Source organism: Lentiprolixibacter sp. (genome assembly GCF_982873095.1).
Window position 1 is genome coordinate 1 of the sequence record NZ_CEYNTP010000034.1, and the last position, 16,552, is coordinate 16,552.

The following is a 16,552-nucleotide window of genomic DNA, read 5'->3' on the forward strand; positions in this document are numbered from 1 at the left end:
ACAGCATGAGCATCCTCCCAACCGGACAATCGGGCAATCCCTTAAGCGAGCATTATGAAGATCAGGCGGAGATGTATGTAAATGGGGAATTCAGAAAAATGATGATGAATAAAAAGGAGATACAGCAAGAAGCGAGCGCAGTATTGAAATTCAAACCCGTGAAGCAATAAGATGAGAAATCAAATCGTCTTTTCTCCGGAGAAAGTCAGGGTAAATACCCTATCTTTCGACTAAAACAACCAGCCATCGTGCCCAGATTACATTATCGGTGCCTCTATTTTCTATTGGCGATCCAGCTATCCTTACCCCTGAACCTGAGTTTTGGGCAGGAGGTCTCGGGTGCAGAACAAACGTCCATATTAACGTATTCTGAGGCCTTAGCCACCTTGGAATCGGATTCCGGGTATCAATTTCTCTATTTAGACACCTGGCTGCCGGAAGGAGAGGCACCTGTTATCGAAGGGCTACCCCTTAAAGATGCATTAGAAAGGCTTTTGGAGAACACCACCCTCAACTATTACATCCTGGAAGAAGAAAAGCGGGTATTCCTGCTGCGTAATAGTGTTATCTATGACACCTTGCCGGAAGGGTTTTTTGGTCGGCAAGCTGACAGTATCGCTGCCCAGACAGGCGGAGATGCCCCTCCTAGAACGCTCCAACCTATTTTTTATTCGGAGGATGTTCGGGAGGCACCCCGCCAATATCCGATCGCCCGAATTGGAAAAGCTGATCCCACAGCTACGAGGGGAGAATACCAGCTGAGGGGTACCGTAAGCCGATCAAAGAATGGAGAGCCCATTTCAGACCTGGCCATCCGTAACGCAGAAGGCATGTTGCTTGCCATTACCAATTCAGAGGGCCAGTATTCAATTGATCTTGCTCCCGGATACCACGTCCTGCTGGCATCTGCTTTGGGTATACGGAGAATGCAGCGTGAGGTCTTCCTTTACAATGACGGGGTACTTGATCTTTCTATGGAGGAAGACGTGCAGGAATTGGAGGAAGTGGTTGTGGAAGCAAAAGCCGAACAAAATGTGGTTACTGCAGTAACAGGGGGTGAACAGATTGAGTCCGAAACAGCTAAGAATATCCCTATTGTCCTGGGAGAACGCGACATTTTACAGGTAGCCAAGGCATTGCCCGGTATTTCCTCAGCGGGGGAGGGCGCTACCGGACTGAATGTACGAGGGGGGAAGACCGACCAGAATCTTATTCTGCTGGATGATGCTGTGATCTATAATCCTACCCATTTTTTTGGCATCTTCCAGGCGTTGAACCCCTTTACAACAGAGGGGGTCGATATTTATAAAGGAAGTATCCCCGTAGAATACGGAGGGCGACTCGCATCGGTTTTGGATATCCGTACTAAGAATGGATCTACCAAAGGGGTAAAGGCAGAGGGATCTGTAGGCCCGGTTACGGCCAATCTCGCCCTCGAATTGCCGGTGAAACAAGATACAGCCTCTTTGGTGATCGGCGGGAGGGGAGCCTATGCTGACTGGATCCTTCGCTCCCTGGATGAGGAATCCCTGAGCAACAGTGAAGCGTCCTTTTTTGATGGCATAGTCAAGTATCACCAGCGCCTCGGGGAAAATAGCGAGCTCAAGGCCACTACTTATTTTAGTCGTGATGAATTCAGTATCACCTCAGATTCCCTTTACCATTACAGCAATGCACTGGCTTCATTCCAATGGGATCATTCCTGGAGCCCAAGAACACGGGGAGCGTTATCCGTGGGTTACAGCGATTATCGCTTTGGGATTGAATTTGACAGTGAATCCAACCAGGATTTTGATCTGGATTACACGATCAATGAAACGAAACTCAAGTACAAACTCAGCACAAAGCTGGACGAAAAACATACGCTCACTTACGGGGCAGCAGCAAAACGGTATTCGGTGAATCCCGGGAGTATCGCCCCTTTAAATTCAAGCTCCGATATTGATCGTTTTGAAGTTGAACGGGAGCAAGCCCTGGAAGGCGCACTGTTCGTGGGTGATCTGTTTGAAATCTCAGAAGACTGGCTTCTGGATATCGGAGGCCGCTATGCCTTTTATGCTGCCATGGGCCCAGGTACTCAAAACCAATACGCTCCCGGACAGCCCAAAGGGGAAGCCACCGTTGTGGAAACCACCGAATACGGCTCAGGGGAGTTTATCGAGACCTACGGAGGGCCCGAGTTGCGCTTTGCGGCACGATACATGGTAAAGGAAGATTTTTCGATAAAGGCCAGCTTTAATACGGCCTATCAGTTTATCCATACCTTAACCAATAATACGGTCGCCTCTCCTATCGACACCTGGAAATTATCGGATCGCAACATCAAGCCACAGACGGGATGGCAGGCAGCCCTTGGATTTTACCGGAACCTGGATGAAAATAACATTGAGATCAGTCTGGAAGGGTACTATAAGCAAATGGATAACGTGCTGGATTTTAAAACCGGGGCCGACCTCCTGCTGAATGAAAACATTGAAACAGAAGTACTGCAGGGCGATGGAAAAGCGTATGGAGTTGAATTCCTACTAAAAAAGAACCGGGGCGATCTGAATGGATGGTTGGCCTATACCTATTCCCGTTCCTTTTACCGATTTGATAGTTCCTTCCCGGAAGAACGCATAAATAATGGGGAGTTTTTCCCTTCCAATTTTGACAAGCCGCATGACCTGAGCCTTGTCCTTAACTACAAGTTTACCCGTAGGTATTCTGCCTCTATGAATTTCGTGTATCAGACAGGCAGGCCCGTGACTTATCCTGTAGGCACATTTCGGTTTAACAATGCTGATTTTGTGGTGTTCAGCGATCGCAATGAATTCCGGATTCCCGATTATTACCGCCTGGACCTCGGGATCAATATTGAAGGAAATCACCGGAAAAACAAACTGGCGCATAGTTTCTGGACCATTTCAGTTTACAATGTCCTTGGCCGTAACAATCCGTACTCGGTCTTCTTTGTCACCGGCAATGGGGAAGTAAAAGCATTGCAGAGTTCCATTTTTGCTATACCAGTACCAGCGATTACCTATAATTTTAAGTTCTGATGATCAAACGAATCCTGACATATCTGATTATTTGCACACTGTTGGTCTTCGCTTCCTGCCTGGAAGAACTCGACCTGGAAACCTTTTCGGAAGAAAATTTTGTTCCCAGCCTGGTGGTGGAAGGAACGCTTTCTGACGAACTGAAAGAACAAGTGGTTTATTTGAGCAGAAGTGATGTGCGAATTGACCTGGAGACGGATACCATCTACAATCCGTTCCTACCCCTTGGGCTTGGTCCCAGGGACTCGGTGAAGGTAGAGCCGAATGCCCGGGTGCGTGTCCTGGTTAATGGCACAACCACTATAACTTTCCCAGAAACAGACCCCGGGGTGTATGTTTCCGAGGTCCCATTTGCGGCGGAGGAAAATACAAGTTATGAATTGCTGATCGAGACCTCCGGTGGTGCTGCCTATCGCTCGGATCCACAGGTGCTGGTTGGTAAAGCAGAGCTTACCAATGTCTATGCAGAGCGGATGACCAATGAGTTTGGAATTGAAGGTATTGGCATATATATCGATGGGCGTGCCCTGGATGGCACCGCCGAAAATTACCGCTATACCTATGATGAAACGTACAAAATCATTGCCCCGGCATGGGATGATGAAGAATTCAGGTTGACCAATTACGATCCCTGTGCAGAACCCGTAACCTATACGCTGGAGATCGTACCCCGCGAAGTCCAGAACCAGGTCTGCTACAACACGGTGCCATCTCGATCCATTATCCAAAATAATACCGCCGGGAATACTACGGAAGTGGTTTCCCGTTTTCAGGTCCGCTTTATTAGCAGGGATGATTTTATCATCACACATCGCTACAGCATTGAGGTACAGCAATGGGTACAGTCTCCCAATGCTTATTCCTACTACAATGCCCTGGACGCTTTTTCACGTTCGGGTTCTATCTTTTCACAGGTGCAACCAGGAACGCTTCGCGCCAATATTGTAAGGGAGGATGACCCGGAAGAACTTGTGCTGGGTCAGTTCGAGGTAGCTTCCGTTACCCGGAGTCGCCTGTTTTTTAATTATGACGATTTCTTCCCGGGGGAGGATTTACCACCCTATCCTGTGAATTGCGACCCGCATTCCTCCTTTGAATCCCATCCATCATATTGTGCATCCGGACCAGTAGCTAATACTTGCCCGCAATCCATAATTGAACGTGTTAACGCGGGGACTATCAGTTATGTAGGTCCTAATTCTCTTGGCATTGGCACCTGCCCCGGACCCCATGTATATGTAGCCCGGCCGTGTGGGGACTGTACGTTGTTGGGCAGCAATGAAGCACCGGAATTTTGGATAGAATAAAGACATAAGAATGAAAAGAGTAGGCTTTATCCTTGTTGTTTTTCTAGCTGCAGTGCAGCTACGGGCCCAGTATGTGGTTCAGAGTCCTGCAGAACTTGCACAATTAAGGGAATTGCCACAGGAATTGATCTATGTGAATCATACCGGGCCATTGGTATTTACCGGGGAATACCTCTATTACGGTGTCCATTGTTTCAATGTGCAAACCCGCCGCACCAGTACGATCAGCAAGGTGGCCTATGTAGCCCTGATCGATCAGGAAGGGAATACCAGATTTGAGCACAAACTGCGCGTGGCCCAGGGGAAAAGCTATGGGGAATATTTCATCCCCACCACATTGGAAACCGGAACCTACAAGTTGGTGGCCTATACCCAATGGATGAAAAACAGCGGCGTATCCCAATTCTTCCAGGATGATATCGCCGTGATCAACCCCTACAGGACAACCACCCCTCAAGCAAGAGAGGCCGTGGAATCCCGAATTACAGAAGGACCTGTAAATGCCGATTCGAGTATAGTGGGCATACAGCTATCTAAAAAACGGTTGCAACCCCGGGAAAAAGGTAGTATCCAGCTACGCAATTACAAAGGGGCACTGGGTAAGGGCACCTATTCGGTCTGGGTGAAACGCAAAGAAGGGATCCCTTTTGGCAGGGCCAAAACGGCGACAGCTTTTGTTGAGAAATACACGATGGCAGACCAACGTATTCAGCAAAAGGTAGGGGATAGTCTTTTCCTTCCTGAACAGCGGGGCGAATTGGTGTATGGTAGCGTGAAGGATACGATGGGAAATGCTAAACCGGGGGAATTAGTGTACCTGTCTTTCCCCGGAAAAGAGTTTCTCTTAAAATTTGCCACCTCTGATACTAGTGGCAACTTCTATACCTACGTAAAGGAGGCCTACAAGGACAACCGCGTCATCTTACAGTCCAGGAATAGAGAAACGCCCCTAACCCTTGAGGTGGGAAAAAGCACACAACCGGATTACAGCGCACTTACCTTTTCTTCATTGTCAGTACGACCTGAATGGCGGGAAGCTATTGTTACCAGGAGCGTGAGGAACCAGATTGAAAACCAGTTTTTCGAAGCAAAACCAGACTCTGTTCTTCTTGAAGATCCGAGAGATCCGTTTGACGGGGGGCTCCCGGAAACTATATTGCTTGACGAGTACACCCGTTTTCCGACTTTTGAGGAAACCCTGGTGGAACTACTGTCCAAGGCAGGCTACCGCTCTGGTCCCAATGGCAGTTCCTATATCAGGATCGCCCAGGATTTTGAAACCTTTGATGAACCGTACAACAATGATCCGGCACTGGTACTGATAGACGGGGTAATGATCCGCGATCATGCCACCATCAAGGACTTTGATGCCCGGCGCATCGAGAAAATAGAAATGATACGAGATCAGTTTCAAATTGCAGATGATTCCTACCAGGGTATGATGGTCATTTCTACTCTTGAGGGAGATTTCCTGGATACTTACCAGCGGAAAAACAGTACCGTTGCCACCTTGCAAAAAGCCCGCCCGGAAAAGAATTATTTTATACAGGAGTATGCGCAGGATAGAAAGCCACGGCTGCCGGATTACAGGCAGATATTGCTTTGGGAGCCCCACCTTTCCCTGGATAATGAAACCATTGAGCTGGACTTTTATTCCTCAGATATCCCGGGCACCTATGAAGTGTTTCTCGAAGGATTTACGGAATACGGTAAGCCCATTTCAGCCCGTCTTGAGCTGCAGGTGATGGCTCCTGATCAACCCTGATTTACCCCTTGTATCCTGCACGGTTCTTTCCGATCCGGACACTAGGTTTGTCCTATGCTTACAAAGGTGTTCGGCAGCGCCGTTTTTGGTGTTGAAGCCATAACAATTACCGTTGAAGTCAATGTTGATACCGGGATTGGCTATCATCTGGTTGGTCTTCCGGATAATGCCATCAAGGAAAGCAATTACCGCATTGCTGCCGCCTTACTCAATAACGGCTATAAGATCCCGGGTAAGAAGATCACTATTAATATGGCCCCTGCCGATCTTCGTAAAGAAGGGGCAGCCTACGATCTTGCCCTGGCCATTGGGATCCTGGTAGCTTCCGGGCAGTTATCCCCGGAACACCCCCTGCATTCATGCATGATTATGGGAGAACTATCCCTGGATGGCAGCCTACAGCCCATTAAAGGTGCGTTACCAATAGCGCTTAATGCCAAGGAGGATGGATTCAAGCGTTTGATCCTGCCCGCAGCAAATGCCCAGGAAGCAGCCATTGTTAAGGACCTGGAAGTATACGGGGTGGATACCCTACTAGATGTGATTTCTTTTTTGGCAGGTAAATCATCACTATACAGGGAGGCCGTGGATATCCAGAAGACCTTTTACCAACGGCAGGAATACCAGGAATTTGACTTTTCTGAGGTAAGGGGGCAGGAAAGTATTAAGCGCTGTATGGAGATAGCAGCAGCTGGAGGTCACAACATCATTCTGATAGGCCCCCCGGGTTCAGGAAAATCCATGCTGGCCAAGCGATTGCCCACGATCTTACCTCCATTAACCCTTTGCGAAGCCCTTGAGACCACCAAGATTCACAGTGTGGTGGGCAAGGTGAATACTTCCGGAATCATGACTCAGCGGCCGTTTAGAAGCCCTCACCATACGATTTCGGATGTAGCCCTTGTCGGGGGTGGCTCCTATCCTCAACCCGGAGAAATTTCCCTGGCACACAATGGGGTGTTGTTCCTGGACGAGCTCCCGGAGTTCAAGCGCAGTGTACTGGAAGTTATGCGGCAACCTTTGGAAGACCGTGAGGTAACCATCTCAAGGGCGCGGTTCACGGTCACTTATCCGAGCAGTTTTATGCTGGTAGCCAGTATGAACCCAAGTCCGGGAGGGTACTTCATGGAAACAGATGCCCGGGGAATGAACTCTCCGGCTGAGGTCCGCCGGTCTCTGGGTAAGATTTCCGGGCCGTTGCTGGATCGTATCGATCTGCATGTAGAGGTAACACCAGTACCCTTTGAGAAACTATCAGAAGCCCGGAAAGGGGAGGAGAGTGCCGTCATTCGCAGGCGGGTGATCCGGGCAAGGGAAATACAAACGACGCGTTTTAGAGATGAAACTACTGTCCACTACAACGCGCAGATGAATACGCGACAAATCACTAATTACTGCCCTCTGGGACCGGTATCCCGGGATTTGCTAAAGAAAGCTATGGAACGATTGAGTTTGTCGGCCCGCGCCTATGATCGCATCCTCAAAGTTTCCCGTACCATTGCCGATCTGGAGGTAGCTAAAGAAATCCAAAGCAGTCACATCGCTGAAGCCATTCAATACCGTTCCCTGGACCGGGAGGGGTGGTTAGGGTGATGTATTTAAATAGGGTGTGAATGATAAATGTCATTTTTTGTTGGAATTGAAGAACTTACATTTAGTTCTCAGGCTTGAATGCGTCCAGGCTGCCAGCACATCTTTCAATTTTCTTAGCTGTATACCCGACTCGTTCAAGTCTGTTTAGGCCTAAGCAGTATGTCTTTTATTACCAATACGGGGATGGAATTGACAGACGGCTCCCGTATTGCGGTTGTCGGAGGGGGGCCTGCCGGAAGTTTTTTTAGCTATTATGCGCTTGAGTATGCCCGGAGATTTGACCTTGAGCTTGAACTGGACATATTTGAGGCCAAGGATTTCACAAAAATAGGATCTTCGGGCTGCAACCATTGCGGAGGTATTGTTTCTGAGTCTTTGGTTCAGGAATTGGCCACCGACGGGATCGTGATCCCGTCAGAGATTATACAGCGGGGGATCAACACCTATACCATGCACACGGAGCAGGGGGTAAGGAAGATACACGCTCCAACAGATGAGCATCGGATCGCTTCTGTTTTCAGGGGTTGCGGGCCCAGAGGTTGTATAGATAAAAGTTTAAAGGGGTTTGACAATTATTTGCTGGGTCTTTGTAAGGAAAAGGGTGCTCGTGTTATTCCTGAAAAAGTCAACCACCTGGGAAGAACTGAGCATGGCGTGCTAGTGGGATATTCCAAGTCTGCAAGGCAGGAATATGACCTTGTTGTTGGAGCAGCAGGGCTCAACACTAAGACTTTAGAGCTATTTAAGGGTATTTGCCCTTCTTATTCCCCTCCCGAAATTACCCGTGCCTATATCAGTGAATTTTTGATGAAGCCTGCTGATATCGAGAATAGCCTGGGCAGTTCCATGCATGTATTCCTGCTGGACCTTCCCCGAATTACTTTTGGGGCCTTGATTCCTAAATACAATTATGTAACTCTGGTACTCTTAGGTAAAGACATTGACAAGGATGTTGTGCAGAATTTTGTCCGATCCGAGCAGGTAAGATCATGTTTCCCGGAAGATTTTCCCATGCAAAGGGTTGTGCCCTGTCAGTGCTACCCATACATCAACGTAAAACAAGGCAGACCAGCATATACAGATCGGGTGGTACTGATTGGAGATTCCGCTTCTTCCAAATTATATAAAAATGGAATCGGGGCCGCATATATAACTGCAAAAGCAGCTGCGAGCACCATAATTTTTGAAGGAATAGCCAAAGATCATTTTGCAAAGTCCTACCAACCCAAGTGCCGGGACCTAGACAGGGATAACCAGGTGGGAAAATTGATCTTCTGGGCGACCAGAATAATCCAGAAATCCACGGTATTGAAAAGGGGATTGCTCCACTTGGTGGGGAAAGAACAGGCCCAGGAGGATTCAGCGTTAAGAATGAGTTCCGCGCTTTGGGACACCTTTACAGGTAGTGCAGGGTACAGGAATATACTCTTGCGTTTCCTTCATCCCAGCCTACTGTTTGGACTTTTAAAAAGCACTTTAGTATCGAACACACCCATAATGAAACGCCACAGTCATGAAAAGCAAGAAGCTCGGCAAACGCTATAAAGATGGAGAAATAATCATTAAACAGGGCGATAAGGGCAACTGCCTGTACGTTATTCAAGAAGGCAAGGTTGATGTGATCCACGAATCACCCGAAGGAGATGTGAAGGTTGCGGAACTGTGCCAACCTGATTTCTTTGGAGAAATGGGCCTTTTTGAGGACGACGTGCGTTCGTGCACGGTACAAGCAGCGGGTGAGGTCAGAATACTCACAATAGACAAGCGTAATTTCTTTAAGTCCATTAACCGGGACCCTTCCCTGGCCTACAGGTTACTAGAAAAAATGTCAAACCGACTCCGGGAAGCCAACGAAAAGATCAATAATCCATGACCTCCGAAGAACGTGAGGTTTTACTGCTTTACCTTTGGGAACCGATATGAAAATGTCAGATGGAAAGCACGCAATCACTAGGCCATTAATGAAATCCCATTCCGAAGCGAGCTTCGAACAAAATCAGAATTAGATAGAAATCCAGCAATTTTAAGGGGCTCTAAAAATAACTATTGATTAAATCCTTGTAGCGGGGTTCTGTTGATAATGATTGCATGTCCGGATGAAGTTTTATCCATGCCAGGTCCCTGTAACCACCTGCCAGGGCTTTTTCTAAATAATCAAGGGCCTCATTTTTCATGTCCAGGACGGCCAGTAACTGTGCATACTCAAAGTAAAGCGTTGAATCTATTTCCATGCCCTTATTACCCAGCTCCCTGCCGGCCTCTTTGTCTCCCAATCGGGTTAATAGAATTCCGTTATAAACATAGGATTTTGGGTCATTTGAATAGGTTTCCAACCACTTTTCAGCGAATTCCTTGTATTTGAGAAAATGTTCCCTGGCGGTTTTTGTATTCCCCGACAGATCGTAGTTTATTCCCAAATCATAATGCGCAGAAGATTCCTGCGGATTTGTTTCGAGGATACCCTCCAAAACTTCGATCGCCTTATCATACCTTCCCTGAAGACGGTAAGTATGTGCTAATCTATAAGTATTTAAGTGGAAGTTGGGATTAAGCTCATGAGCTTTACTATAGGCCTCTTCCGCTTTTTCAAATTCATCCAGACCAACATAACTGGAGCCCAGATAGAAGTAGCCCCAGGGATTTTCAGGGGCATGTGCCGTCATGCGATTTGACCAGGTCAGGGCGGAATCCATTTGCCCAATACGTTCCAGATATACCCATATAATACCCCCGTTGGTAAGCACCATGTTTGGATTGATCCTAAGGGCCTTTTTGTATTCGTCCAAAGCCATATAATACTTTTCCTGTTGTTGAAAGTACCAGCCCAGATTGTTGTGTGCCGCCGGATCATCCGGATAAAGTCCAATTCGTCTTTTAGTGTAGGCAATCCCTTTGTCCAGATCGTTCTCAATATTTGCCGCATAAAAGGCAAGGATGCCAAATTTTTCCCTATCTGTCAGATTATCTACCGATTTAATAGCTTCATCCAGCCATTTACGACCCTCATCCCTATCAAACCTTTCATAGAGCAGATTTCCAAGGGAGGCTATGGCAGAAGTAAAATTGCTATCAATACGGATGGCATTTTCATAATGGATTTTGGCTTTTTCAAAGTCCAGACGAAGATGACTATCAATACCCAGGGAATACTGTTTAAGGGCTTGTAAAGATGTGGTGGTCGCTTTACTCAGAGGTTTGCTCTGGTCTGAGATCCGGAACCTGGATTCACCGAGATTTCGTCTGATCTTCCTGCTCAAACGATCAAGATTTGCGAGAATATCATCCTCACCTTTAGCATACAATACTTCAGATTTCAATATATTTCCCGTTTCCGAATCCAGTATTTTAGCAGTAAGAATGTACTGGTTGCCCACCTTGCTGATGCTCGGCACTATGACAATTTCAACCCCTTCACGGATGGCAATTTCTTTACCAGTTTCTTCGTCAATCTTCGCGATGTCCCCTTTCTCCATTCTCCTTAACGTTTCGATCATGCGCTGTCGGGTCAATACATTTAAATAACGCGACTGATTAATACTTAGGGTAAATGCTGTATTCAGGGAATGGTCAAAAATGGCTTCACTTGTAAGGTTTTCAAAATCCGAAATCACAATCCAATCCCTTTCTGTAAAAGGAATGGTTGTGCTTCCATAAATGATAAAAACCGTGATGGCTGCCACGATAGCGACAACAGGAGTTATTTTACTGAAGTTGGTGAATATTCGTTTTCTACTTTTGAAGTCTGTTCTTGGACCGGAACTATCCGGAGGTTCTTCACAACTTACGTTATAGATCCTTACTGGCTGGTCAACATTTTTTAAGCTTTTCTCTTCAATAAACTCCGCTTTTATATCCGCCTTATTTTTAATATCGCTGTAAACAGATTCTGAGATGGTTATACAACCTTTATTGGTGACTGTCTGCAATCGAGAAGCAATATTGACACCGTCTCCGAATACATCCGAATCTTCAAAAACTACTTCCCCTTCATGGATACCAATGGTTAAGGGGATATTTTTATTCCGACAAGCGATCTGAATTTCTATGGCACAACGGACGGCATCAGAAGCAAGATCAAAACTAATGAGCATGCCATCGCCCATTTCCTTGATGAGGGTTCCGCTATATTTTTTTAAGAAGTGCGAATGAATATCGCGGCTATTACTCAGTACTTCAAATGCACGTCTTTCATCTGACCCCATTAGGGCCGTGTAACCTGCAATATCAGTGAACATGATCGCTGCTAATCGATGCTGTTGCATATGAAGACCGGCTTAAATCAACAAATCGTTTGAACGGTTGAAAGAGTTTATACTAATCCAATTTAGGCGGAGAATTCTTTAAGGGCAATGATATTAGTCAGCATTAGGCATTTGTTCAACAGTCCTTGTATGTTATAGACACCTGATTTCTTTAAGAAATACATAATAATTGAACCATAAATGGGTTATTTACTCATAATCTTTTATTTTCAAGCCGTTACACCTTATCTGAAAAAGCAGGTGGATTATGCGTCGACTTAAAATCCTTGTAATATCATCAGTAGTCCTCATAGGTCTTTTAGGCCTGACCAATAGCTTTAAGGAGCCGGCAGCTGCTTCCTCAGCAGAACATACGAATTCCATTGCCCCTTCTGCAAAGGAACTTCTGATTGCAAACGAGGCAACCCACTACCATCGGCAAAAACAAGAGTTACAGAAAGCATTGCAAGCCTATTTTGATAAAGCTATTGCTTCCGGAGCTATAGTAGGAGCAGGAGTGAGTATTGTGAAAGGGGATTCGATTATTGTAGCAGAGGGATTTGGTCGAAGGAATATTAAAACAAAAGAAGGTGTAGACGGGAATACGATCTTCAGGCTTGGATCCCTTTCCAAGGGATTTGCCGGGATTTTGGCCGCCAATTTGAAGCAGGAAGGAATATTGGACTGGGAGGCTAAGGTCAGTGATTATATTCCCGAGTTTCAGTTGGGAGACAAAAGCAACACAGCAAATATTACCCTGGCCAATATCTTATCTCACACGGCCGGTGCGCCTTACCACAGTTACACTAACCTGGTTGAGGCGGGATTGCCGTTAACGGAAATTGCCAGTCGGTCCCGATCAGTAGCCCGGGAGCGATCTATAGCTATCAGAATGCATTGTTCGCCCTGTCCGGGGAAATGATGTCAAGGGCTTCGGGCTGCGAAATCACCAAATCCCTTCAGACCCGGATTTTTAATCCTTTGGGGATGTGTTCCACGACTATGGATTATGAATCTTTGTCAAAGGCAGAAAATGTAGCCCTACCCCATGTAAAATCAAGAAGGCGCTGGAGGCCCAGAAAACTCAATGATCATTACTATAATGCAATAACGGCAGGCGGTATAAGTGCCAATGCGGTGGACATGGGAAAATGGATGCGGTTTTTACTGGGTCACAATCCGGAGATCATGGGTAAATCAGCCCTTTCGGCCGCTTTTCAACCCATTGTGGAGATCAAAGGGCACTACAAGTATTACCAGCGTTGGCCGGGGCATGTTTCATCCTATTACGGTTTCGGGTGGCGGATCCATAGATTTGTTGAGGGTAACACCCAACAGGAAAAAACCATCTGGCATCACGGCGGGAGTGTAAATAATTTCAGGAATGAGATCGCCATCTTTCCGGATGCCGATCTGGGGATCTGTGTGCTATTGAACAGTCATTCCAGGCTTGCGGGTAAAGTCATCCCTGACCTGTACGCGATCGTTAAAGACGTAAATCAGAAGTCGGCATTTCAGATTACGGATGCCGGACTGGCCAGCCTTGACCCCTGGGATACTTCAGTGTCTTTTCCCTGAATTATTACCCATTGGCGGAAGAGTGAATCCAACTATGCTATTATATCAAATTACCTCAGATAAACGTTATAGGCCCGGTGTTGTCTATCGTATAGAACCAATTTTGTCTTGGAGAATTCGATAATGGGATATTTGACTGGGACCAGAGTAAAAATTCCATCTTCATTCGTTCTTCTTACCCATTGCCCTGGAATTTTCCTCTTTTCCTTTCTGTTCAATACCCTTATTTTGGTAATTACCCTCTTGGTGGTATCCAGAAGCCATTTTCCCCTCATTATACCCCCCTTATAGCCTGGTTTCAATGAGACCACATCACTTGTATAAGTGCCATCATTATTAAAATTGAAATAATAGTGTTTAGGATTACTAATAGTGTCTTTTAGTGCATTCAAGGTTTGCTCTCCATCTCTGAAACTGCCAAGAATCCGCCATTTACCATACAAATCCTCTTTTTGAAGAGATTGACCATAACCAGTCAATAAAATAAATGTGAATACAGTAATTAGAATAAAGTGTAATCGCATTGCATTAAATATAATTTAGTGTGATTATTCAAATTCCTTGATCAAATGGTACATGAACTCGATGATTTCCATATAGTTCTCCTTGCTGATCTTCTCATCAATGCCATGGAACCGGGACATACTTTCCGGCCCCAGACGGATGGGATAAAAACGGTATACATCGTCTGAGACATCGTAAAAATAACGGGCATCAGTACCTCCGCCAACCAAGCCCGGAACTACGATGGCTTCGGGAAATACAGATCGGATGGTCTTTTCAAGCGTTTTAAAAGCTTCAGAATCGATTTCTGAAACCGGGGAGGGATTGGTCAGAAACCCCACGGTTTCCACCCTTACCTTATCACTCACGGTACTCACGATATGTTCTTTAACAGATTCAATGGTCTCGCCCGGTAAGATCCTGAAGTTAATCGTGGCTTCGGCAACCGTTGGAATGACATTGTTCTTTATGCCACCACTGATAATGGTGGGAGCTGTGGTGGTATGCGCATTGAGCCCTTCCAGGATACGCCCCTTGAACAACCACGGATTGGCAAAAGCCATTTTTTTCAAAAAGGGGAGCTCGGCTCCCATATACTCAAATTGGTAGTTGATGGGTTCTACCAGTTTATAGGGGCGTTGATTGTTTTCAAGGTCCACAATGGCCTGGGCCAAAATACCGATGGTATTTTCTCTGGGTGGACTGGAGCTATGACCACCGTTGGTTTCGACGATCAACCGATAGGAAGCAAACCCCTTTTCTGCCAGATTCACCATGGCCACATCCTGCTGGATGCCCGGGACCATGCTTTCAGCCAGGAATCCTCCCTCATCCAGGGTCATAGCCGCATGAACACCCTGCTCTTTTAAGTATTCTGCGATCTTTGCGGCCCCTCTTGGACCGCCCACCTCTTCATCATGGCCGAAGGCCAGGTAGATCGTCTGGGAGGGCGTAAAGGATTCTTCAAGTAATTTCTCTACTACTTCCATTACCGCCATGAGCGTTCCTTTATCGTCTAGCGTGCCCCGGCCGATAATGTGGGTGTCCGTAATCTTCCCTTCAAACGGACCCGCCTCCCAGTCTTCCAGAGTAGGCTGGTCTACTGGCACCACATCCTGGTGAGACATGAGGATGAGGGGCTTTTTAGAGGGATCCTTACCTTCCCATGTATACAACAGGCTGTATTCATTGATTTTCCTTCTATCCAGCTTTTCATGTATTAAAGGAAAGGTTTTCTCCAGATAGCGGTGGAACCCAAAAAAGGCGGTGGAATCCGGGATGGCATCCTCGCTGTAGGAAACAGTGGGATACTGTATGGCACCTGAAAGATTATTGAAAACTACATCAGGGAATTCCACTTTTTCTAAAGGTTCGGCTGCCACTTGTCTGGAGGACAGTCTAAACGTGTTGAAGATCAGGATAGAGGCCAGAATTACAAATAGGATCAGAATGAGGTAGATGAATTTTTTCATAGGGAGGGATGCGTAATTGGTTTTTAGTTGTTGGTTTATGGTCCTCCCAAGATACAGTATATGGCTGAAATCCGTATTCCGTTCGCCAAAAATACTGAATGGGATGCGCAAGGGGAGATTAAGACTACGCTAAACGGTCTGCTCTAACACAAAAACGCAGGAGAAAAGGAGCTTAGCGTGGTCTTTAAAACCTCTAAGATGAAGGATCTAAGCGGTTTCAATTTTACTGGCCGCATCCAGTTCCAGTTCTTTTATGCTGATCTGCCGCATTTCGATCTTCCTTATCTTTCCTGTCACGGTCATGGGGAAGGAATCTGTGAACTTAAAGTACTTGGGCACCTTAAAATGGGCAATGTTCCCTTTGCAGAATTCCGTTAATTCCTCAGCAGTAGCCTTTTCACCCTCTTTTAATACCACCCAGGCCATTACCGCTTCCCCGTATTTGACATCTGGAACACCGATGACCTTTACGTCGCTTATCTTGGGGTGGGTGTAAAAGAATTCCTCAATCTCTTTGGGATAAATGTTTTCACCTCCCCGTATGATCATGTCCTTGATTCGCCCTACAATATTCACATAACCCTCCTCATCCATTGTCGCAAGGTCCTCGGTGTGTATCCATCGGGCTGCATCAATGGCAGATCTGGTCTGTTCTTCATTGTTCCAGTACCCCAGCATTACACTGTAACCCCTGGCACAGAGCTCTCCTGTAGTCCCAAGGGGAACGGTAAGTCCGGTTTCCGTATCAATGATCTTCACCTCAAGATGGGGGTGGACCTGACCTACGGTACTGATTTGTTTTTCCAGCGGGGTCCCCATTTTTGTCTGTGTGCAAACGGGGCTGATTTCCGTCATCCCATAGGCGATCTGTACATCCTGCATGTACATCAGTTTGTGTACTTTTTTCATGACCTCTACAGGACAGGGGGCTCCTGCCATAATGCCGGTGCGCAGACTGCTGAGATCAAATGTATCAAATTCAGGATGCTCCAGTTCGGCAATAAACATGGTGGGCACCCCATACAATGCCGTAGCTTTTTCTTTTTCTACT

The 16,552-nt window shown here is 46.5% G+C and carries 12 protein-coding genes; 9 read left to right on the forward strand and 3 right to left on the reverse strand.

All coding sequences use genetic code 11. The features are described 5' to 3' along the window. The 7 genes from AC4E7D_RS03765 to AC4E7D_RS03795 form a co-directional block, all read left to right on the forward strand. On the forward strand, nt 1-170 hold a 170-nt coding region (locus tag AC4E7D_RS03765; RefSeq protein ID WP_490172485.1), incomplete at its 5' end, for a penicillin acylase family protein. 78 nt (nt 171-248) lie between these two features. Beyond that, the gene (locus AC4E7D_RS03770) at nt 249-3,041 is read left to right on the forward strand and encodes a TonB-dependent receptor (RefSeq protein WP_490172474.1); all 2,793 of its coding nucleotides are present in this window, start codon (nt 249-251) and stop codon (nt 3,039-3,041) included. Next, a complete protein-coding gene (locus tag AC4E7D_RS03775; protein WP_490172475.1) occupies nt 3,041-4,348 on the forward strand; it encodes a DUF4249 domain-containing protein in 1,308 nt (435 codons plus the stop codon). The genes AC4E7D_RS03770 and AC4E7D_RS03775 overlap by 1 nt, the downstream gene beginning before the upstream one ends. Nucleotides 4,349-4,358: 10 nt before the next feature. Beyond that, nucleotides 4,359-6,113: a hypothetical protein gene (locus AC4E7D_RS03780; protein WP_490172476.1), complete on the forward strand. Its 1,755-nt coding sequence runs from the start codon at nt 4,359-4,361 to the stop codon at nt 6,111-6,113. A gap of 54 nt (nt 6,114-6,167) precedes the next feature. Beyond that, a complete protein-coding gene (locus tag AC4E7D_RS03785) occupies nt 6,168-7,706 on the forward strand; it encodes a YifB family Mg chelatase-like AAA ATPase (RefSeq protein ID WP_490172477.1) in 1,539 nt (512 codons plus the stop codon). Between the two features lie 159 nt (nt 7,707-7,865). Further along, nucleotides 7,866-9,251: an NAD(P)/FAD-dependent oxidoreductase gene (locus tag AC4E7D_RS03790; protein ID WP_490172478.1), complete on the forward strand. Its 1,386-nt coding sequence runs from the start codon at nt 7,866-7,868 to the stop codon at nt 9,249-9,251. After that, complete coding sequence (locus AC4E7D_RS03795; protein ID WP_490172479.1) at nt 9,220-9,579, forward strand: cyclic nucleotide-binding domain-containing protein; 360 nt, start codon at nt 9,220-9,222, stop codon at nt 9,577-9,579. The genes AC4E7D_RS03790 and AC4E7D_RS03795 overlap by 32 nt, the downstream gene beginning before the upstream one ends. Before the next feature lie 160 nt (nt 9,580-9,739). On the opposite strand, the gene AC4E7D_RS03800 is transcribed toward AC4E7D_RS03795, so the two are convergent. Continuing rightward, the gene (locus AC4E7D_RS03800; RefSeq protein WP_490172480.1) at nt 9,740-11,968 is read right to left on the reverse strand and encodes a tetratricopeptide repeat protein; all 2,229 of its coding nucleotides are present in this window, start codon (nt 11,966-11,968) and stop codon (nt 9,740-9,742) included. 247 nt (nt 11,969-12,215) lie between these two features. Between AC4E7D_RS03800 and AC4E7D_RS03805 the strand changes: the two genes are divergently transcribed. Then, on the forward strand, nt 12,216-12,869 hold the full coding sequence (locus AC4E7D_RS03805) for a serine hydrolase domain-containing protein (protein ID WP_490172481.1): 654 nt from the start codon (nt 12,216-12,218) through the stop codon (nt 12,867-12,869). Beyond that, nucleotides 12,845-13,525 carry a serine hydrolase domain-containing protein gene (locus tag AC4E7D_RS03810; protein ID WP_490172482.1) on the forward strand — a complete coding sequence of 227 codons (681 nt, stop codon included), beginning with the start codon at nt 12,845-12,847 and terminating at the stop codon, nt 13,523-13,525. The genes AC4E7D_RS03805 and AC4E7D_RS03810 overlap by 25 nt, the downstream gene beginning before the upstream one ends. Before the next feature lie 548 nt (nt 13,526-14,073). Here AC4E7D_RS03810 and AC4E7D_RS03815 read toward each other — a convergent pair. Beyond that, a complete protein-coding gene (locus tag AC4E7D_RS03815) occupies nt 14,074-15,501 on the reverse strand; it encodes a M20 family peptidase (protein ID WP_490172483.1) in 1,428 nt (475 codons plus the stop codon). Nucleotides 15,502-15,708: 207 nt separating this feature from the next. Continuing rightward, nucleotides 15,709-16,552 (reverse strand): AMP-binding protein (locus tag AC4E7D_RS03820; RefSeq protein ID WP_490172484.1); only part of this gene is annotated, 844 nt, incomplete at its 5' end.